This is a genomic window from Xanthomonas prunicola (assembly GCF_002846205.1).
GTDB lineage: Bacteria > Pseudomonadota > Gammaproteobacteria > Xanthomonadales > Xanthomonadaceae > Xanthomonas > Xanthomonas prunicola.
In genome coordinates, this window is record NZ_PHKV01000001.1 from 741,938 (window position 1) to 760,590 (window position 18,653).

The window sequence follows — 18,653 nt, forward strand, 5'->3', positions numbered from 1 at the left end:
GGCATGACGCTGCTCAATCGTCCGCGAGGAGAGCGACCATCGGTCTCGCGTCCGGCAATGTCAAATTATGCTTAGGTTGTTTCGTAAACCATAGGTCTCAATCCCCTCACGATGTAGGGAATTTCTGAGTTGCCTGCACCGTCGCAGCCATCAATTAACTCAATTAAACTAACGAAAATAACCTAACATTTATTTTATATTCATTTTTAAACCAGCTCTGTTGGGTTATTTAGTTAGCTTATTTACTGCAAACAGTACACAAATGACTGCGATAAATCGACCCAAATTTCCTCGCAGGCCTTGGCATATAAGGATTTCTGCCAGGTAACGAATTGGCGAATCAGGGAAGCACCCCAGAGGGGACACCCCAACACCTTAGGACTGCGCTGGCAACGCAGATTTTTGTATCGCCCCCGTTGACGAATTTTCGTCCTGTCATATCCCTACTTCCATCTTTCGATGGAAGTGACCCATGACCAGCAACCCCTCCGTAACCCTCAACGATTACATCGCCTCGCCCTTCGGCCTGCTGCATTTGGAAGGCATCCACATCGGCCGGTTCCGCATCGACCGCGCCATCATCCGAGGTCGGGAAGCCGCCATCAACCTGCAAGAATGCATCCTCGCCGCGCTCGACGAAACCGGACGAAGGAGCGGCATCAAAAACAGCACTCGCTACCCCGCGCAGTTGCCCATGGGCACGCCGGCGCGCCCTCTTGCCAAGGAGATCGAGGATCATCTGGAAGACATGCGTCGCCGGCAACTGGAGCCCAAAACCATCCAGTCCACCGAACGCACGTTGAAGCTCCTGCTTCTTACCTGCGGCAACATCTCCGCGGCTCGAGTGGACTATTACCACATCCAGGCGCTCTGGAAACTGCTGCGCTGGGCCCCAAGGAACCTGGTGTCTGATCCGCTGCTGAAGGACCTCTCCTTCGACGAAGCGATCGCGCTGGGGAAAGAGCAAGACGTGCCGCCGCTGTCACCTGCCACGGAAGAGCGTCACCGCCGATTCCTTGTTGCCTTCTTCAACCACTTGGTCAACGGACAAGCCATCGACTTGTCACCGATGAAAGCCTTCCGGAAACCCAAAGAAGATCACACCATCGATCCCGACAAGGCGATCCGCTTGTTCGAGGACGCAGACCTGCAAGCCATTTTTGACCCCGCAACCTTCATCCCCTGGGCCAAGAAACCACAGTATTGGTGGGCACCGATGATCGGCTTGTATACCGGTGCCAGGGTCAACGAGGTCTGCCAGTTGAAGCTGACCGACATCATCGAGGAACGCGGGGTGTGGTGCATCGCTTTTCAGAAGACGTTGGACCAAGACTTGGCCGCAGACCCGAAGCGACGGCGGCGCAGCCGGCAAAGCATGAAAGGCGCGGGCTGCATGCGCATCATCCCCATCGCGAAGCCGCTCCTGGAGGCCGGATTCCTCGAGTTCATGGAGGACATGAAGGAAACGGGCCATCCTCGGCTGTTCCCGCTGCTCTCTGCGGGCGTGAACCGCACGACGGGGGAAACCAACGCTCGCTACAGTCAGCAGTTCGTGGTGGACTTTGGGCGCTATCTGAAGAGCCTGGGCTTCCCCAAGGGCATCGGGTTCCACGCCTTCCGCCATACGCTGGCCACTGAGCTCGACGTCAACGACGTGCCGGAGAAGGAGATTGCCTTGGTCACCGGCCACAGCACCGACCCACGGGATCGGGTCCAGGTCTTGCGCCAGCACTACCTGCACAAGAAACCGCAGGTGACGCGCAGCAAGCAGCTTGCCGCTTTAGAGCTGTATCAGCCCAACGTGGAGCTGCCGCGCTACCAGCGGGGGCAGTTTGCCAAGTCCTTGGCAGATTCAAGCAAGTTCTACCCGTAACGCATCGAAAACGCTGGCCAGCGAGAAGTTCTCGCTGGTGCGCGACCGGATGTCTGGCCTGTTGATCCGGAGGGCTGAAGCTAGAGCTGGCTTAGGCCAAATCTTTTGCGCGCGCGGCTGCTAGCTCCTTAGGCAACTTTAGTGACGCAGTGGCATCGAAAACCAACTCTTTTGGGACACTTTTCCAAAAGGACTCAATGGCGTTTGCGAATTCGTCCAAATGCGTGTCCGTCACCTTCATGCTGGTGTCATCAGGGAATGCTCGAACCCATCCATTGACCACTGGAACAAACTCTGGGTAGGCCAACCGGAGATCATCCATCGACCTCCCCTCGCCGTGCTTGAACACATTGACGACCAGTCGCATTGCATCTAGGCGAGCATATCCTGGGAAAGTCGCAATATTCAGTCCAAGTGCCTCCAAAAATCTTTCTAGCTGGGTGCTATCCATCGTCCACATTGCCCTTCTCGTATGGATACCTATAACAAACCCAGGTAGCCGAAGCTGATCCACCAAGAACCGTCGCCAAGCTTTGTCCCAGTGATGAAACATACCCGCCACAACGCTTAGGCGAGTCCGCTCGTGCATTTCCGAGAGCAACTCATAGAACATGATTCCATGATTCTGGGCATCCTCAGCCTGCTCAGCCTCGTCGTGAATGTCTGGGTCGAAATTACGCCCGGAGGATTCCCAATAAGCATCCGCCGCAGCATCTGCCTCCGCCGAAATGTTGCCGAATGTTGAAAGCAGCCTCTCCTTCGCCTGTTGGACGTAGAAGCGATGTCCTGCGAGCAGCGAATGCCTAACTGGATCATCTAGCATGAAAGCAGAACGCATCTTGGAGGTCATGCTTCTTCCTCGACTTCAACCGGAAGCTGAGACAACCAATTCACCATCTCACGAACTCCTGCTGCATCCTCACAAGTAGCGTCCACACCCTTGGTCTCAATATCAATCTGACAAGTAAGCCAAGCGTGTTCGGTTTTTTGCCCGAGGCCAACGTGAGGCTCTATAGCGCCACGACTCCAGAGCCAGATGGATTGATTGCGAAGTTTCGTCACCAGCGAGGCGATGTGAGCACTAGCATCCGCCTCTCCAGCTAGAACCTCAAATGCCCTGGATGCCGGACCACGCGCGTCTTTCTTAGGTAGGCCGCTTGCGTCCAGAGTGATGACATCATTCTGAGCAAGTCTCGCAAGGATTTCCCTGCAAATAGCGATGTCAGGATCGTCTTCCGCGAGGAAACCATGCACCTGCGCGTTCCGGAAGGCATAATCAAGATCCACGATGGCGCACGCGGGAAGACCCAGAGCCGCAAGGACCTCTATCGATTTTTTGGTATCGGCTACACCGCTCATTGGCACAATCGCCAGCGACGACTGGCCCAACGTCTTACCGGCAATGGCCTGGAAGAGACATGGGAGCAGCCGGAGCTCTGTTTTTCCTTCCGCCAGGATCACCTTGTCAGCGAACAACACCTGAGAAGAGTTGGTCAGACTAAAGATTTGGAGCATCTGGTGGGTGGGATTCTCCACCAACTGTTCTATGACGGATAGCAGACGCGGCCTTGCTCTTGTCCCGTGAGGATGTTTCTTGGTCATCAACAACGCGTTCTTCGCATCCTTGGCAAGGATCATCTGCGCGGAGTGCGTCGAGAACACAACCTGATACCCCAGCTCCGACAAAGCTCGAAGTGCTTCACGCACCTGTTCCACGGCGAAAGGGTGCATGAATAGCTCTGGCTCATCCACTAGAAGCAAGGTGGCGCCACCGGCGGCTGCCGCTCCTCTCTTTAAGTCAGCCAAATGCCGGACCATAGCCATCTGAATCGCTCGCTGCGCTCCATGCCCATAAGAGCCGAATGAACGTCCCTGCCCGTTACCTTCGTAGACCTTGACGGTCCCCGCTTTAATCAGGTCATTGAAAGCCGGAACAGGGAAGTCGAGTTTGATGCTGATCCCAGGGAACAGGTCCGAGATCTTGCCGTTGATGGACGCATCGATACGCCCCAACTCGTCAAAGCGGTCGCCCCCCTCAGCTGAAATCATGCCCAAAATTGCTGCCAAATAAGGAGTCAAGGTTTGCTCGTGCTGCTCTTGAATAGCAGACAGCATCGATGCAAGCAGCTTTCCGATGGTCGTAGTCGTCTTGGCCTTGCTCGCGTCCTCCTCCGCGTTCTCCATCGCCCCAATGCGGATGGGATCCGGAAACAGAGCAGTGATGGCGTTATCGATTCCAGTTGGATTAGGGTCCCACTGCTTGTTGGCTGGGTCCATAATAGTCAAAGTCACCTCACCACCAGGCACTTCCTGGACTCGCCGAATTTTCAGGATGCCGTCGTGTATATGTGGCTCGATCTTCTTACGGTGCTTGCTTTCCAGAACATCTAGATCAGCATCCGTGATGCCGACCAGCACCCCCGTAACCTGGACGGGTTGAGCTGGGTCGTGGAAGTCTTCAACGCCCAACTTGGCCTTTCGGACTAACCACTGCAACGCCGTGAGGCAGTTGCTCTTTCCGCAATTGTTCAGGCCGACCAGTGGAGTGAAGTTGGTTAGCTGCAAGGAAGTAGCATCACAAGAGCGAAAATTCCGGATATCCAACTCTGAGATGTAAACAGCCATTCCTTTGCCCCCTAGTTCAGCGGTGAATTGCTGAAAGCTGCCTTCATTTGATCCTAAAGGCAATTGTTGTGTTCGCCACCAAGCTCAACTATCACGTAGCCGCGTTTTTTCCGTTGCTGTGCTGCTTGCATAGGTAGAACACGCGCTTTCCGTGCCCAGTCAATCCCGCCGCTTTTTGCTTAGTTACAGGCGGCCGGCTTGCAATGGCCTGTCATCGATAAGCGAGTGTCCCAGTCGCATGTGCCCAGGCCCAAGCCTCGAAATGGCATCGAAGCGCTGCCGATAGTCTTCTACCTCCCAGAGCCAAGCCTCCTGCATTTCATATTGCGGGTTGTATAGCACCCAAATCAGCCGCTCCCACTCGTAGTTCGACGGCTTGGGAACCCGGGTCACTGTGCTGCCTCGCTTACCACTGGGTCGGTTTCCCTTCACTTGGTAGCGCAGACCCTGATAAACGAAGTCATGGCCCCGCTGGACGGCAGTCGCACCGCGCATGCAAGCAGAGTAATCAGCCAGGGAACATCCCAACAGCACGGCAGCGTCGTATTCCGACAATACAGAGGTGATGGCCGGAGCATTCCCAAAGGTGGACTCCCAAGCCAAAGAGGCTTCAATTAGCTGCTGGCGTAGCCTCTCCATCACTATTTCTTTAGTCCAAACCAAGCAAGTAAAAATGCCAGTGCAATCGCGAACAAAAGGCCAATCAATGCCTTGCCAACATTGTCGGCCAGCCATGAGACCAGCCTGCTGAAACTACTCGCCTCACCCGGGGGTCCATGAATGTAGCTCCCGGTAACGTCCGAACCCTCTTCCAGCAAGTCGTCGTTACTCCAGAAGAAGTGACCCAGAAACATTAGGGAGCCGCCCATGTTGTTGAGCTCATCAGTGTGGCGGCGGCTATCTTCTTGCAGCCTTTCAAGCGTGGGCTCAGCAGCCTGCGGCGTCACACGTATCGAGGTCCAAGTGATATCGCGGGTTTGAACCACGGTGTGGTCGATAAGCAGCACCGGTTTGCCCTGCTTGTAGGGCCTCACAAAGCGCTTCTTCAGTTCGCTTGGCGACAAGTCAACAAAAAGGGCATGCTTCTTGTCGGCACCCTTGAGGGTGACGAAAACATGGTGGAAGCGACCGCTACCTTCTTGGGCGGTCATGCTTCACTCCATGAGCAGTTTCTGCACCAAATTCTGATTCTTTTCGTGTAGCCCTTGTGTGACCACTCCATGGTGATTCTTGCTCATTCGGATAGCGCAGAGCAGAGATTACTTCTTGGCTTTGCTCACGGCAAAAGATGCCTTCTCCGAGGCACCGGCAAACTCACGCATGTGGCGCAGCAGCTCCTCTTGCTTCGCTGGAGGCAACTGGGAAAGCACCAAGATGGCCTCCGCCATGATGTCACTGGCTGCATGGAAATATGCCACGGGCAGCTCCAACGCCTCCGCTAGCTTTGCCATGCTTTCGTTGTCAGGCATGCGGTCCCCTCGCTCGTAGCGCGAAATCCTGGGAGCTGCCGAGTTCTGTTCCTCCAGCCCGAGAACAGCCCCCAAGGCGGCTTGGTTCATGCCCCGCGCAATCCTGGCCTCACGAAGGCGACGGCCAAAGGTGTATGCGGGAGGCAGCGGAGCAGGCATGAAGACCAACGAAGGATGAATTGACCCCCAAGTCTGCCGCTTCCAATCCTGCGCTGCATTTGCCATATTTGCAAATACGCCAAACGGGCGGTATTGCAGGGGTTTGCGATGAATCACACAGGACAAGGAGCGTTCGCGGCGCTCCTGGCGTTGACACTCGTCTCGCCGTTTACCGCCCACGCCCAAGATGTGCCGGCGCAGAAGTCCGGCTTCTTCCGTCAACTCGGAAAGGGGTTGGCCGACACCGGCAAGCAGATGGTCGGCATCAAGCCAAACTCGGGCAGCAAAGCCGGCAGCCAGGGAACTGGCTCGATTTACACGCCAATCAATGGCACCGGGAAGCTGCCCAACCTGTTCAAAGGCGACAACCATCAGCAGGCCCAGCTCGGGAAGTTGGACTGGCCCCGAGTTGCATTGACCTTCACCGAGTGGGGCGCTTCCTTGCCCTGCTGGACCGCAGAGGCCCGCATCTGGACCAGCCCGACGGCATCGAGCGTCGAGACCTTCCGCACCTGCTTCGATGCCGCGGTGACTGAAACTGACGACCTGGGCGATACAGCGGAGCTCAACAGCGCTGCCCTGTGGAAAGGCCGGGACTCGCTCAGCGGCATCCGTGTGCTGCCCAGCAAGCCCAACACGGGCGCCCAGCGCTCCAACGGCCCCAACCCTCCGGCCCAGCCGTTTGTCGTCAATGTGAGCCGGCCCGGCGTGGCTGACCGCGCCGTCGATGTCGCCCTGCGCGTGGCGTGGGTCTCGGGATTCATCCAGACCGCAGATCTGCATCCCGGACCGTCGGGGATGCTGACGCCCTTCAAAGACACCAGGCTCTGGATTGCTGCCTTCAGGCCCGACGGGAACCGCGACAAGTAGTAGGTCCCGGCTTGGCCCGCCTTCCGCGTCACCATCCCTCAAAAAAGGAACGACATGAAAAACGCATGGATTGGCCTGGTCGCGTTGACCATGGCCTTGGGCCTGACCGCCTGCGGCGGCAAGCCCTCATCTGACAATGCCAAGGAAGCTTTTATCCGACTGCTGAAAGACAGCGGCGCCGGCCAGGTGACCGACGTCCAAAACTTCGAACTGACCGCCTGCGCGGAAGCGGAAGGCGCCGATGGCTACCGCTGCGAAACACGCGGCCAGGCAGTGCTGAGCATTGAGGGCCGGCAGGTGCCGATCCCCGTGAGCAAGAACTTGCGCTATGCCAAGAGCGATGGCATCTGGAGGGCCTACGCCAAATGAAGACCGAATCGAATCCGATGGTTGGGACTTCCGCTGGCACCCTGATTGGCCTCTATGGGGATGGCGCAAGGCGCGCTGCCCCTAAAAAGGTGACCACCCCGCACAACCGGTTCTTCTGGTGGTTCTCGCTGAGCCTGCTCTTCCTGGGCCCGTTCGGCTTCATCGTCGGGCCGCTGATGGCTCGCCGGGGCCTGCGGAAAGCGGAGCGGCTGTATCCGCAGGAGGCCGGCGCAGCTCGGCGGCGCGACCAGGGATTTACGGCTGCCCAGTGGTGGGTCATGACGCCGCTGGCCGTGATGGGAGCTTTCTGGGTCGTGTCAGTGCTCAGCGGACTACCAATGGTGCTATTGGTGTTGTGGTTGCAGCTGACCAGCTGAAGATCACTCGCGCCAAAGCACCTAAAACGCACGGTGGTCGACAAGGCGCGTCGAATTCTGTGGGTGTTAGACACATACTGTGCATCTCAGAGGGAAATATCTGGCTAGTCCCTATGCGCCAGCCACTCCTGTAGCGGAAACGAGTTGAGGCTCCAGGAAAGGCGGCATGGCACGTTCCAGGCACGTAGCGAAGAGACCGGGGAAAGGTCAAGGCGTCAAGTCAAGCTATACTTGACGAGCAGCAGACGACACATTCACATACTAGTTGACAAGGCGTGCCATCTACCGTAACCATGAGCGTCAACAGGAACGTAGATGATGAAGATGATGGGTTGACAGACTCATTCAGACCAGCTACAATGTTCGGCTAAATGGAAATTAGTCCAAAGAATCAGCAGATCAATGAATCTGACTACTTCTAGGACGCTTGCCGGGGGCCAAAGTGATGGAAAAGGTTGAGGTTCTCTTTTTCATACGACGTCCGCAAGTTAGGGAATCTCAAAAAAGTACCATTTAAAACTAAAAACCACTACCCTGCGTAGTGGTTTTTTAGTATGGGCGGGTATAAAGGAATAGCCAAATGAATACTACAGAAATCCAAGCGGGCAAGATCCTGAGGCGGCTGCTCCAATCAGGGCCAGAAAAAGCTGCAAGACTGAAACAACGTCTGATAGCGGAATATGCTCTGGCGGGCCTTGGACGCTTTGACGAAAAGGCGATGGGATACAAAAAGTTTAAAGATTTCCTAGAGCGCTCACAGGGAGGGTTGGCTTCAATTTCAACTGCGGAAGGGGGCGATATAATCGTCAGCCTTAATCCAAAAGCTGTAGTTGAACCCTCAACACCGATTCAGCAAAGAAAATCAGTTGTTATTAGAAGCGATGTTTGGCAGGCCTTCTTAAATCAGGATGCCTCCAGAAAAAGATTTCTCAACAAAGATTCGTTTGATGTTGTGCACTTCAAAACTGATGGAGAAAATTTTTTAGCACCTGACCCCTCAAAATTTCTCGAAATACTTCCGTTAAGCAAAGACATTTTGAAAAAATGGATGCTCGAATTCTTGCGAGACACAAGAATCGCTGAAGATCATCGATTAATTCTTGATGAAATGCTAAACAACGCCGAATACTCCAGCGCATTGAATCTAACTTTTACACAAGCGTTAGGAGAAAATGCTCCTCAATGGAAGTCTTTCAGAATAGAAAGGGTTTATCAGGAGATATCGCAATGGTCGGCTGCTAACGGAATTGATGCAGCACATCTTTTGGTCCAACAAAAGCAATGGACTACTGATTCTCAAGCGGAAAAAATTTCACACGTTCGAGAGCACATATTCAAGCTCTTAGAGATAACTTCCGACGCAGATCTCGAGAAAATAGTTCTTCCAATATTGGTAGCAACGAGCCTCATCCGCACTCGCACTTAAGGAGCGCAAAATGAGCACTGCATGCATAATTGGACTTCCTCGAGAGCTGAGAACACGCTTCATCACACAAGCCGGCCTTTATGACCTAGATGCAACATTGGTTATAGCCGAGAGAACCAAGAGTGGAGAATATATTATAGTTCCTGATCCAAGCCATGCTGCTGCTGCGGTCCACGCTTATCAGAACTCACACGACGACTATAGCCAAGTAAGGATTTTTGCCCTCCCCTATGCCCCACTTCCTTTTGAGCTCCGAAAGGAACTGATTGAAATCAAGGACATCCAAGGGCAAAAAAGTGACAGCATGAATGAAGTAAGCTGGCCAAAATATACAGCCTTCGCTGAACATGGAGATTTCTTAGATGCTTTATATCAAAAACTATGCGAACTTTTTTTTCCACAAGAATCACTTTTATCTGAAAAAATAAAAGCCATAGCTCGCTCAGCAAAAAACCTGAAGCTCTTCGATAATGCGTTTGAAACTTGCGACGAAATACCAAAACATCGCTTTGACTTTGCCATAAAGGCGACATTTGCCTTAAGAGATCTTGTTAGACATAACAAATCAGAAGGGACACTTGCCAACTACTTTAAAAGCCGAGGAGTTAAATATGCAGCAACCGGCGGCGGAATTAAGTATAACCTGACCGTCCTCAAGGAGGATAAGAAAATTCACCAGGACGAAAAAGAGGATCATCTCAAAGAAGGTGATGCTACCACCCCCGCTGCGGCAACTCGGTATTACTTTCAAGCGTTTAGAATTGAAAACAGTTTTCATGCCGCAGTTTTCTATATTGGAATTCACCGAGATGAGCGAAACAAAGAGGTGATTTACCACAGGACATTAAAACTCTAAGCCCCGTCAAGCGCTGAATAATTCACCACAATCGTTTAAGAAAAATTATTAGAAAAGAACTCCGTGCAATCCGCAGTCGGTATAGGCTTCGACAAACTGGACAATGCTGCATAACGTGCCGCATTATTCCCCAGGCGATGTGCCCGCTGCCTCGCCGAGGGTATCCAACTTCGTCGCCAATGAATGAACTCGCAGCGTGTCTCCCGAGCATCGGCCACGCCTCGCCAGCTATGGGCTAGCTAAATTGGCTTCGCTCCCACTCTAGTCATAACGTTGTCAGGTAAAGTTCATACGCGACCAGCTAAACGGCTGCTGGCTAGACTCCATAACTAACTATTTCAAGTTTTCCGCAAAATTTCCAGAACTGTAAATAGGAAGGGACAGTAGCGGACTGAACCTAGCAAGCGTAGCCACCCGGTCCGGCAGGCTCCGGCGGTCGATGTAAAACTTCTCCAATACGGTCTGCCCAGTCCCATGTCCCGTGAGTGCTCCAATCGCTGAAGCCGACACCCCGGCCTCGTCCAGCTTTGAAGCAATGGTGTGCCGGAACCCATGGAACCCCTGCCCCTTCTCCGAGACCCCTTGCCGTTTGATGTAGACGGAGAACTGGCGGCTCAGCTGCCGTCCGTAGCCCAGCCCTGTCGAGTTGGGCAGGTCCGGGAATAACCGCTCGACCCCAGCTTGCCTCGCCTCTTTCACGTAATCCAGAAAGCCGCAATCGATCACCGGCTGAGCCAGCGGGATGAACCGCCGGCTGTGCTTGTTCTTGATGCTCTGCTTCTTCCCGATCTTGCGGACGAAGAAGCCGGGCACGCCGTCGATGGTGTCGATGTCCTCCAGCCGGAGCTGCGCGATCTCGTTGACGCGCGCGCCCGAGTAAAGTCCCAAGATCGGTCCGAACCACCGATGCGGATACTTCGACGCCCACTTCGGGAACTCCACCGGGTCAAAGATGGCCTTCAACTCGGCGTCCGTGAAAGGCGAGCCCGTGTCTTCCGAATCAGGGGTGGCGATCGCCCGGATGCCTGCCAGCGGATTCACCGACAGGTGCTTGCCCTCGACCAGGGAAACAAGGAAGACGCTCAACCGTTGTCGGTGCTTGGCCATCGTCCACGCCGCCGGCTCTGCCTCCTGGTTCTTCTTCGCCAGCTTGATGACCTCGGGCACCGACAAGTCCCGATAGGCCGGCCGCTTGGTCGCATTGGATGGCCAGTAACGCACGCCTTCGAAGAAGGCCCGCACGTGATCCTGGGTCAGCGAGGCCACGGGCACGTCCTTGCCGATGATCCCGGCAAACAGGCGCAGGGTGTGGCGGCTTTCCAACACGGTCTTCTGATGCAGACGGGCCCCGGCCAAGTCCCTCAAATGATCGACCATCGCCTTCGACAGCATCAACCCGCCCGCAGACTTGTCTGTGCTGGGCTCATCCGCGTCCCAGTTAATCTTCGGACGTTTGGGCATCTTTGGGGCGACGATGCTCGAGGATCCGTCTGCTCCAGCTCTGGCCATCAGGTCGCTAAACAACGCCGCATCCGCGGGCGTGTCCAGCTGGGCTTGGGCGATGCGAGTGCCGTTGGGCAGCTTCACATCGTGCAGTGTCAACTCGTAGATCTCTCCATCCCGAATCTTCTTCAGCAGCTCGTCCACGTCCACGGCAATCCCTTTCCGCATGGCATCGAATGCTGAGCATAGGGCCATCCCCATCATGGCCGCCACCAACCGCGCCTGGTCGCCACGGTAAAGCCCCAGCGATCGGACAAGGTATCGCGAGCCAATCGTGGCTCGAAGATCGGTGGGAACAAAGAAGCGCGCATACAGGCCAGCCGAGCGCGCAATCATCAGAGGCTTGGGCAAGATTGATACCTCGATTGATACCTCAAGGGGCATCGCTCGGAATCATCAATCGGCCAAAATATCCAAACCAGTCAATCACTTAGAGACTTGGCGGAAGCTCTGGAGCGGGCGATGGGAATCGAACCCACGTCAGTAGCTTGGGAAGCTACAGCTCTACCATTGAGCTACGCCCGCATGGCGCCTGCAGAGTTTATGCGGGTGCGGGTGTCTGGCGCAATGTGCGCAGAGAGGACGAGGGCCGGTTGCCCGGCCCTCGTGTCTTGCTTGCTAGCTGTGGCTTACCGCGCGCGTCAGAAGTTGCCGCTGAAGTTCACGAACAAGGTGGCATCACGTGCGCTGCGCTGGGCCGTGGTGGTGCTCAGGCCGACGTTGCTCTGCAAGCCCCACAGGCCGGTACGCGCACCCAACACCACGGTGGCGTAGTTGCGATCGAAGTTCTGGCCCGGAACGGTGTACATGCCCACTTCCGGCATCGACTGCAACCAGGCGCTGGCTTCGCCGCCTTCCTTGAACTCGTGGTCGTAGGTCGCCTGCAGGTATGGCTTGACCATGGCGCCGTCCAGACGCACCTGGAAGCCAACGCGGCCGACCAGCGAGTCGACGTCCTGGTTGGCATAGCCCAGCGCGGTGGAGGTGTCGTTGCTCTCGGTGTAGCCGTCGAGCTTGATCTTCTGCCAGGTCAGGCCGGCCACCGGGCCGTACTTGACATTGCCTTCGCCCAGCGAATAACCGGCGTTGAGCGCGGCAGTGAGGTTGCTGCCGTCCGGCGAGCCGCTATGCACGCGGGTGGCTGGCCCAAGCTGCACTTCGCGGTCGACGTCGTAGCTCAACCAGCTGTAGCTGACCTGCGCGTTGACCCACACCGGGCCGGTGTACCAACCGAAGAAGCCGCCCAGCGTCGTGTCGTCCTGCTTGAAGCTGCCGTTGCGGTTGCCGAAGTCGGCGTCCATGCGACCGAAACCGGCAAAGCCACCGAACACCATGTCGCCAGCAGTCCAATCCACACCGAACAGGCCGGCCGGCGCCATGCCGTCATACAGGTCGGCGTGGTCGTAACGCTGCATGTCGCCACGCACGCTCCCCCACCAACGCATGCCATCGGCGTCCGGCTTGCCGTCCAGATGCCAGGCCACCTGGTCGGCGCGCGCGCGGCCCACGGCCTGTGCGGAATGGGTCAGCACCTGCTGCAGACGCGGCGCTTCCAGCAGCGAGATGGCGTACTCGCCCAGGATCTGGTGCACGGCCGTGGTCGGGTGGATACCGTCAGCGAAGACATAGGTGTTCTGCGCATTGGCGGCGACCAGGCTGGTCGGGTTACAGGCCGGCAGCGGCACGGCCGGGTTGCAGGCGGTGCTGGTGACATTGCTGAAACCGTAGGTGCCTGGGTTGGCGACGATTTCCTGCAGCATGTGGAAGGTGTCGACCGGAATCACGCGCAGGCCGGCCGACTGCAGGCCGTTGAACAAGGCGGTGTTGTAGGCGGTGGCCGCGGCGGTGCCCTGCGCCATTCCCACAGTGCCGCCAGCGCGGAAGCGCGGGGTGAGGCCGACGTCCGGAATGGTCGGCACCATGACGTAACGCGCGCCGGCGTTCTGCAAGGTGGCCACGGCACCGACCTGGGCGGTCACCGCGCTACCGATGATGGACTGCGCCTGTGCCGGAGCGAGGGACGCGGCGAGCAGGTCATTGGCGCCGCCCCACACGGTGTACAGCGCATTGGGGTTGGCACGGCCGCCGTTGGCGGTGAGGTAGGTGTTTATCTGGCTGGTCACCGACGGCGCAGCGCCGAGCGCGCTGACCGAGCTGGCCTGGATGCGCGCGCCGCCGGCAGCGTAGTTGTCGCCGGTCTGGCCATTGCCGTTGGGCGCGGCATTGGTACCGAAATGGTCGCCGACGTATTCGGCCCACACCCAACCCGGGTTGGTGGTGAACTTGCCGGTGACTGCGCGCGAGGCGGCCGGCAGTAGCGGGTTGTAGTAGCCGCTGTCGGTGAGGCTGTCACCGAAGAACACGGTCTGGTCGAAGGCCGATTCGGCCATGGCCGGGGTGGCCGCGATAGCGATGGCCATGGCCATCAGGGAACGGATCGGGCGAAGTGTTGAAGCCATCGGAATGCCTGCTTGAAGTGGATGGGACCGGACCTGCGTGCATACGTACGCTGGCGAATGGCACATGGTTTCACCCTCGCCGCCCGCGCTCACGCTGCACTGCCGCATAACGCAAAAACGCGCGCCGGAGCGGCACGCGATGCAACAATGATGCCATGAACATTCAACTCAACGGCACCCCGCGCTCGCTTCCCGACAACTTGCTGCTGGCCGCCCTGCTGGAGCAGGAGGGCTTAGCACAGCGCCGCGTCGCGGTAGAGGTCAATGGCGAAATCGTGCCGCGCGGACGGCATGCAGAACACCTGTTGCGCGAGGGCGACGTCGTGGAAATCGTGCAGGCACTGGGCGGCGGTTGATGCGCCGCCCAGGCCGGCGCATCCGCGCCCGATCGGTGATAATTGCCGCATGACGAATCCCGCCCCCTCTGATGCGCTGGTTATCGCCGGCAAACGCTACCGTTCGCGCCTGCTCACTGGCACCGGCAAGTTCAAGGATCTGCACGAAACCCGCCTGGCCACCGAAGCTGCCGCGGCCGAAATCGTGACCGTTGCCATTCGCCGGGTGAACATCGGCCAGGACCCCAACGCGCCCAGCCTGCTCGATGTGCTGCCGCCGGATCGCTATACGCTGCTGCCCAATACTGCTGGGTGCTACACCGCTGAAGAGGCGGTACGCACCTGTCGGTTGGCGCGCGAACTGCTGGACGGCCACAACCTCACCAAGCTGGAAGTGCTCGGCGACGAGAGGACGCTGTACCCGGATGTGGTGCAGACGCTCAAGGCCGCCGAACAACTGGTCGCCGATGGATTTGAGGTGATGGTCTACACCTCCGACGATCCGATTCTGGCCAAGCGCCTGGAAGAGATCGGCTGCGTGGCGGTAATGCCGCTGGCCGCGCCGATCGGCTCGGGGTTGGGCATCCAGAACAAGTACAACCTGCTGGAAATCATCGAAAACGCCAAAGTGCCGATCATTGTCGACGCTGGCGTGGGCACGGCATCGGACGCGGCGATCGCGATGGAGCTGGGCTGCGATGGCGTGCTGATGAACACCGCCATTGCCGGTGCGCGCGATCCGATCCTGATGGCCAGCGCGATGCGCAAGGCGATCGAGGCCGGGCGCGAGGCGTTTCTGGCCGGGCGGATTCCGCGCAAGCGCTATGCCTCGGCATCCAGCCCGGTGGATGGTGTGATTGGATGAGTGGATGTGCGCAGGCCGCCGCTGATCCGTTGTCTTCCATCCGTGGGCCAGTGGGTTGTGCGTTACGTGGTCTGCAACCTCGCGTGGCGACCGTCCTATCACCCCAAGCCCCGCTCCTCGCCCCGGCCCGGCCCGCGTCTCGGGGGCTCCTAAGGCACGCGCGCCCATGGCGCGCAAGCTGCGCCTTCTCACCCTGGCGTGAGAGGGGATGTTTGTTATCCGATGTGACGGACTTTCATGACTGATCCTTTCACCAGTGACGGCGCCAAGATGCCGCCTAAGCCCTTCACCATCGAAGAGGGCCGCCGGCAGGTGCGCAGCTTCGTGCTGCGCCAGGGCCGTTTCACGCCGGCGCAGCAACGCGCATTCGATGAGCTGTGGCCGCGTTTCGGGCTGGATTACCTCGGTACGCCGCGCGATCTGGCTGCCACCTTCGGACGCGATGCGCACAAGGTGCTGGAGATCGGCTTCGGCAATGGCGCAGCGTTGCGCTTTGCCGCGCAGCAAGATCCAAGCCGTGATTACATCGGCATCGAGGTGCATGCGCCCGGTGTGGGCCGTCTGCTCAACGCGCTGGATGAGGACGGCAGCACGCACGTGCGCCTGTACCACCACGATGCGGTGGAAGTGCTCGAACACGAGATCGCCGACGGTGCGCTGGACGAAGTGCGCATCTATTTCCCGGATCCCTGGCACAAGAAGCGGCATAACAAGCGCCGCCTGATCCAGCCGGCGTTTGCGCAGTTGCTGGTGCGCAAGCTGCGCGACGGCGGCCGCCTGCATGCCGCTACCGACTGGGCCGATTACGCCGAACAGATGTGGGACGTGCTCGATGCCACACCCGGCCTGATCAACCGCGCCGGCTCGCGCGGCCACGTCGAACGCCCCGCCTGGCGCCCACAGACCCACTTCGAAACGCGCGGCCAGAAACTCGGCCACGGCGTGTGGGATCTGGTGTATGACCGGGATGCGGGAGTGGGAATTGGGGATTCGTAACAGCGATTGCCCGCATACTCGACGCCGCAGTCGACTGACCAATCCCCACTCCCGAATCACGAATCCCGGCCACTCATGGACACCGCGCTGACGCTGACCAACGATATGAAGCTCGTCCTCGGGCTGGTCGGTTTCACGATGGCGATGTTCCTGTTCGAGCGCATCCGCGCCGATGTGGTGGCCTTGATCGTGCTGGTGGTGTTGGGCGTCACCGGGCTGGTGGCGCCAGAAGAATTGTTCGGCGGCTTTTCCGGTAACGCGGTGATGAGCATCATCGCCACCACCATCCTGGGCGCGGGGCTGGAGCGCACCGGCGCGCTGAACCGGCTGGCCACCTGGCTGCTGCGGCGTTCGCACGGCAGCGAGCAGCGCCTGATGATGATGACGCTGGCCATCTCCGGCTTGAATTCGTCGTTCATGCAGAACCCGTCGGTGATGGCGTTGTACCTGCCGGTGGCCTCACGGCTGGCGGCGCGCACCGGGCTCACCCTGCAGCGCATGTTGTTGCCCATCGCCGCGGCCATCGTGATGGGCGGCGCGCTCACCATGGTGGGCAATTCGCCGCTGATCCTGCTCAACGACCTGCTGGTGTCGGCCAACAACAACCTGCCCTCGGGCATGGCCAGCATCGAGCCGTTGACGATGTTCGCGCCATTGCCGATCGGCGTGGCCTTGCTGATCGCCGCACTGCTGTACTTCCGCTTCTACGGCGATCGCAAGCTGATCGAAGAGGAAAGCCTGATCAACGAAGGCGTCACGCCGTCGCGTACGGAAAGCTATTTCGCCAAGACCTACGGCATCGATGGCGATGTGTTCGAGCTCACCGTGACCGCCGAGAGCCCGCTGGTCGGCATGACCCTGGGCGAAGCCGAAGCCTTGCACGATGCGCCGCTGCTGCTTGCGCTCAAGACCGGCAACGACACCCGCCTGGCGCCGCCGGCCGATATGCGCATCTGGGTCGGCAGCGTGCTCGGTGCGATGGGGCCGCGCCAGGAGGTGGCCGATTTTGCGCAAAACCAGTTCCTGCGCATGTCCTCGCGGCTGCGCAATCTGGGCGACTTGTTCAACCCCAGCCTGGCCGGTATTTCCGAAGCATTGATTCCGCCGAACTCGCGGTTGATCGGCAAGAGCGCCGGCGAATTGCGCCTGCGCAAGCAGGCCGGCATCAGCCTGCTGGCGATCAACCGCGACAAGCAGGTGATCCGCGAGGACGTGCGCAGCGTGCCGTTGCGCGCCGGCGACATGCTGGTCTTCCACAGCATCTGGCAGGACCTGGCGCAGGCCGCAGAAAGCCGCGATTTCGTGCCGGTGACCGACTTTCCCAAAGGCGAGCAGCGCCCGCACAAGTTCAAGATCGCGATGGCGATCTTCGCTTTCACCATCCTGATCGCGCTGACCTCGCGCCTGCCGGTGGCACTGACGCTGATGACCGGTGTGGCCTGCATGCTGGTCAGCGGCGTGTTGCGCATGGACGAGGCCTACGCATCGATCAACTGGAAAACCATCTTCATGATGGCCGGGCTGATCCCGCTGGGCTGGGCGATGGACAGCAGCGGCACCGCAGCCTGGGTGGCCGGCCACACCATCGATCGCCTGCCCGAAGGCATTCCGGTGTGGGCGCTGGAAATCAGCCTGGCGCTGCTGACGACGGCGTTCTCGCTGGTCATCAGCCATGTGGGTGCGACCATCGTGATGGTGCCCATTGCGGTCAATCTGGCGCTTGCGGCCAACGGCAACCCGACCGCGTTCGCACTGATCGTGGCGTTGTCGGCGTCCAACAATCTGATGACCGCGTCCAACCCGGTGATCTCGATGGTGGCCGGCCCGGCCAACTACCAACCGCGCGAACTGTGGCGCGTGGGCGCGCCGTTGTCGCTGATCTACATCGTGGTGATGGTGTCGATGATCAACCTGATGTTCTGGTGGGCGGCGCGCTGACGCAGCATTGCGCTCTAGAGCGGCGCAACACGCAGAGCGAGCAGTAGTTCTCCTGGCTCCGCTCAGGCGTTACCCCATGAGCACCTGTTCGTCCTCAACCCGTACCGGCACCGCAAACAGCGATTGACCGCGGCACGGGCCGCTGACGCATTCGCCACCGTTCAATTCGAATGCCGCGCCGTGCGCGGCGCAGACCAATTGCCCTTCCTTGGTCTTGAGGAACTGCCCCGGCGCCCAGTCCAACCGACGGCCAGCATGCGGGCAGATGTTCAACCAGGCACGCACCTGCGTGCCCTGGCGATACAGCACCAGCGATTCGGCGCCGCTATCCAATAGCGCTTCGACTTCCAAAAACCCTGCATCGGGAATCTGCGTCAACGCGGCAAGCATGGTGGGCGATGGCGAGGACATGCAGTGAACCGGGCAACGACGGCCCTGGATTGTGGCATGCGCGCCTGGGCAGCACTGGCGAGCCTAGGCCGGCAGCTGCAAGCTGATAGGCAACAACAGCAGCCCAGACAACCGGCCACACT

At 58.5% G+C, this 18,653-nt stretch carries 18 protein-coding genes and 1 tRNA gene; 10 read left to right on the plus strand and 9 right to left on the minus strand.

Annotated features, from left to right (window positions below; genetic code table 11):
* Positions 1 to 472 precede the first annotated feature (472 nt).
* Positions 473 to 1,873, plus strand: coding sequence for a site-specific integrase (locus XpruCFBP8353_RS03290; RefSeq protein WP_101361891.1), 1,401 nt, complete (start codon positions 473 to 475; stop codon positions 1,871 to 1,873).
* 91 nt (positions 1,874 to 1,964) lie between these two features.
* Here XpruCFBP8353_RS03290 and XpruCFBP8353_RS03295 read toward each other — a convergent pair whose 3' ends face one another.
* The 5 genes from XpruCFBP8353_RS03295 to XpruCFBP8353_RS03315 all read right to left on the minus strand — a co-directional run bounded on the left by XpruCFBP8353_RS03295 (position 1,965) and on the right by XpruCFBP8353_RS03315 (position 6,126).
* Positions 1,965 to 2,723: a hypothetical protein gene (locus tag XpruCFBP8353_RS03295; protein WP_101361892.1), complete on the minus strand. Its 759-nt coding sequence runs from the start codon at positions 2,721 to 2,723 to the stop codon at positions 1,965 to 1,967.
* A complete protein-coding gene (locus XpruCFBP8353_RS03300; protein ID WP_101361893.1) occupies positions 2,720 to 4,498 on the minus strand; it encodes an ATP-dependent nuclease in 1,779 nt (592 codons plus the stop codon). The genes XpruCFBP8353_RS03295 and XpruCFBP8353_RS03300 overlap by 4 nt, the downstream gene beginning before the upstream one ends.
* Positions 4,499 to 4,681: 183 nt before the next feature.
* Positions 4,682 to 5,137 (minus strand): hypothetical protein, encoded by a 456-nt coding sequence (locus XpruCFBP8353_RS03305; protein WP_101361894.1) that lies wholly within the window; start codon positions 5,135 to 5,137, stop codon positions 4,682 to 4,684.
* 2 nt (positions 5,138 to 5,139) lie between these two features.
* Complete coding sequence (locus tag XpruCFBP8353_RS03310; RefSeq protein WP_101361895.1) at positions 5,140 to 5,649, minus strand: hypothetical protein; 510 nt, start codon at positions 5,647 to 5,649, stop codon at positions 5,140 to 5,142.
* A gap of 108 nt (positions 5,650 to 5,757) precedes the next feature.
* Positions 5,758 to 6,126: a helix-turn-helix domain-containing protein gene (locus XpruCFBP8353_RS03315; protein ID WP_165786150.1), complete on the minus strand. Its 369-nt coding sequence runs from the start codon at positions 6,124 to 6,126 to the stop codon at positions 5,758 to 5,760.
* A 108-nt stretch (positions 6,127 to 6,234) separates the two neighbouring features.
* On the opposite strand from XpruCFBP8353_RS03315, the gene XpruCFBP8353_RS03320 reads away from it, so the two are divergent.
* The 5 genes from XpruCFBP8353_RS03320 (at position 6,235) to XpruCFBP8353_RS23315 (ending at position 10,024) form a co-directional block, all read left to right on the plus strand.
* Positions 6,235 to 6,996, plus strand: a complete 762-nt coding sequence (locus XpruCFBP8353_RS03320; protein WP_101362458.1) for a hypothetical protein — start codon at positions 6,235 to 6,237, stop codon at positions 6,994 to 6,996.
* A 54-nt stretch (positions 6,997 to 7,050) separates the two neighbouring features.
* On the plus strand, positions 7,051 to 7,365 hold the full coding sequence (locus XpruCFBP8353_RS03325; RefSeq protein ID WP_101361897.1) for a hypothetical protein: 315 nt from the start codon (positions 7,051 to 7,053) through the stop codon (positions 7,363 to 7,365).
* Complete coding sequence (locus tag XpruCFBP8353_RS03330; protein ID WP_223646403.1) at positions 7,362 to 7,742, plus strand: hypothetical protein; 381 nt, start codon at positions 7,362 to 7,364, stop codon at positions 7,740 to 7,742. The genes XpruCFBP8353_RS03325 and XpruCFBP8353_RS03330 overlap by 4 nt, the downstream gene beginning before the upstream one ends.
* A gap of 580 nt (positions 7,743 to 8,322) precedes the next feature.
* A complete protein-coding gene (locus tag XpruCFBP8353_RS23310) occupies positions 8,323 to 9,168 on the plus strand; it encodes a hypothetical protein (protein ID WP_133125614.1) in 846 nt (281 codons plus the stop codon).
* Between the two features lie 10 nt (positions 9,169 to 9,178).
* Positions 9,179 to 10,024, plus strand: coding sequence for a hypothetical protein (locus XpruCFBP8353_RS23315; RefSeq protein ID WP_133125615.1), 846 nt, complete (start codon positions 9,179 to 9,181; stop codon positions 10,022 to 10,024).
* Between the two features lie 333 nt (positions 10,025 to 10,357).
* Here XpruCFBP8353_RS23315 and XpruCFBP8353_RS03340 read toward each other — a convergent pair whose 3' ends face one another.
* From XpruCFBP8353_RS03340 to XpruCFBP8353_RS03350, 3 genes are all read right to left on the minus strand, one after another.
* The gene (locus XpruCFBP8353_RS03340; RefSeq protein ID WP_101361900.1) at positions 10,358 to 11,911 is read right to left on the minus strand and encodes a site-specific integrase; all 1,554 of its coding nucleotides are present in this window, start codon (positions 11,909 to 11,911) and stop codon (positions 10,358 to 10,360) included.
* 67 nt (positions 11,912 to 11,978) lie between these two features.
* Positions 11,979 to 12,052: transfer RNA gene (locus XpruCFBP8353_RS03345), tRNA-Gly, on the minus strand.
* A gap of 116 nt (positions 12,053 to 12,168) precedes the next feature.
* Positions 12,169 to 13,953, minus strand: coding sequence for an autotransporter outer membrane beta-barrel domain-containing protein (locus tag XpruCFBP8353_RS03350; RefSeq protein ID WP_101361901.1), 1,785 nt, complete (start codon positions 13,951 to 13,953; stop codon positions 12,169 to 12,171).
* Between the two features lie 188 nt (positions 13,954 to 14,141).
* Here XpruCFBP8353_RS03350 and thiS point away from each other — a divergent pair, with 188 nt between their 5' ends.
* From thiS to XpruCFBP8353_RS03370, 4 genes are all read left to right on the plus strand, one after another.
* Positions 14,142 to 14,342, plus strand: a complete 201-nt coding sequence (gene thiS, locus XpruCFBP8353_RS03355; RefSeq protein ID WP_101361902.1) for a sulfur carrier protein ThiS — start codon at positions 14,142 to 14,144, stop codon at positions 14,340 to 14,342.
* 49 nt (positions 14,343 to 14,391) lie between these two features.
* A complete protein-coding gene (locus tag XpruCFBP8353_RS03360; protein ID WP_101361903.1) occupies positions 14,392 to 15,186 on the plus strand; it encodes a thiazole synthase in 795 nt (264 codons plus the stop codon).
* 237 nt (positions 15,187 to 15,423) lie between these two features.
* The gene (gene trmB, locus XpruCFBP8353_RS03365) at positions 15,424 to 16,182 is read left to right on the plus strand and encodes a tRNA (guanosine(46)-N7)-methyltransferase TrmB (protein ID WP_101361904.1); all 759 of its coding nucleotides are present in this window, start codon (positions 15,424 to 15,426) and stop codon (positions 16,180 to 16,182) included.
* A gap of 75 nt (positions 16,183 to 16,257) precedes the next feature.
* Positions 16,258 to 18,120: an SLC13 family permease gene (locus tag XpruCFBP8353_RS03370; RefSeq protein WP_101361905.1), complete on the plus strand. Its 1,863-nt coding sequence runs from the start codon at positions 16,258 to 16,260 to the stop codon at positions 18,118 to 18,120.
* A gap of 69 nt (positions 18,121 to 18,189) precedes the next feature.
* On the opposite strand, the gene XpruCFBP8353_RS03375 is transcribed toward XpruCFBP8353_RS03370, so the two are convergent.
* Positions 18,190 to 18,531: a Rieske (2Fe-2S) protein gene (locus XpruCFBP8353_RS03375; RefSeq protein ID WP_101361906.1), complete on the minus strand. Its 342-nt coding sequence runs from the start codon at positions 18,529 to 18,531 to the stop codon at positions 18,190 to 18,192.
* Positions 18,532 to 18,653 lie beyond the last annotated feature (122 nt).

Bases quoted from the DNA above. Each gene is read 5' to 3' on its own strand.
- XpruCFBP8353_RS23315 (WP_133125615.1), top strand. From the start codon at position 9,179: ATGAGCACTGCATGCATAATTGGACTTCCTCGAGAGCTGAGAACACGC.
- XpruCFBP8353_RS03330 (WP_223646403.1), top strand. From the start codon at position 7,362: ATGAAGACCGAATCGAATCCGATGGTTGGGACTTCCGCTGGCACCCTG.
- XpruCFBP8353_RS03310 (WP_101361895.1), bottom strand. From the start codon at position 5,649: ATGACCGCCCAAGAAGGTAGCGGTCGCTTCCACCATGTTTTCGTCACC.
- XpruCFBP8353_RS03375 (WP_101361906.1), bottom strand. From the start codon at position 18,531: ATGTCCTCGCCATCGCCCACCATGCTTGCCGCGTTGACGCAGATTCCC.
- XpruCFBP8353_RS03350 (WP_101361901.1), bottom strand. From the start codon at position 13,953: ATGGCCATGGCCATCGCTATCGCGGCCACCCCGGCCATGGCCGAATCG.
- thiS (WP_101361902.1), top strand. From the start codon at position 14,142: ATGAACATTCAACTCAACGGCACCCCGCGCTCGCTTCCCGACAACTTG.
- XpruCFBP8353_RS03305 (WP_101361894.1), bottom strand. From the start codon at position 5,137: ATGGAGAGGCTACGCCAGCAGCTAATTGAAGCCTCTTTGGCTTGGGAG.
- XpruCFBP8353_RS03320 (WP_101362458.1), top strand. From the start codon at position 6,235: ATGAATCACACAGGACAAGGAGCGTTCGCGGCGCTCCTGGCGTTGACA.
- trmB (WP_101361904.1), top strand. From the start codon at position 15,424: ATGACTGATCCTTTCACCAGTGACGGCGCCAAGATGCCGCCTAAGCCC.
- XpruCFBP8353_RS03370 (WP_101361905.1), top strand. From the start codon at position 16,258: ATGGACACCGCGCTGACGCTGACCAACGATATGAAGCTCGTCCTCGGG.
- XpruCFBP8353_RS03340 (WP_101361900.1), bottom strand. From the start codon at position 11,911: ATGCCCCTTGAGGTATCAATCGAGGTATCAATCTTGCCCAAGCCTCTG.
- XpruCFBP8353_RS03360 (WP_101361903.1), top strand. From the start codon at position 14,392: ATGACGAATCCCGCCCCCTCTGATGCGCTGGTTATCGCCGGCAAACGC.
- XpruCFBP8353_RS03290 (WP_101361891.1), top strand. From the start codon at position 473: ATGACCAGCAACCCCTCCGTAACCCTCAACGATTACATCGCCTCGCCC.
- XpruCFBP8353_RS03295 (WP_101361892.1), bottom strand. From the start codon at position 2,723: ATGACCTCCAAGATGCGTTCTGCTTTCATGCTAGATGATCCAGTTAGG.
- XpruCFBP8353_RS03300 (WP_101361893.1), bottom strand. From the start codon at position 4,498: ATGGCTGTTTACATCTCAGAGTTGGATATCCGGAATTTTCGCTCTTGT.
- XpruCFBP8353_RS03325 (WP_101361897.1), top strand. From the start codon at position 7,051: ATGAAAAACGCATGGATTGGCCTGGTCGCGTTGACCATGGCCTTGGGC.
- XpruCFBP8353_RS23310 (WP_133125614.1), top strand. From the start codon at position 8,323: ATGAATACTACAGAAATCCAAGCGGGCAAGATCCTGAGGCGGCTGCTC.
- XpruCFBP8353_RS03315 (WP_165786150.1), bottom strand. From the start codon at position 6,126: ATGCCTGCTCCGCTGCCTCCCGCATACACCTTTGGCCGTCGCCTTCGT.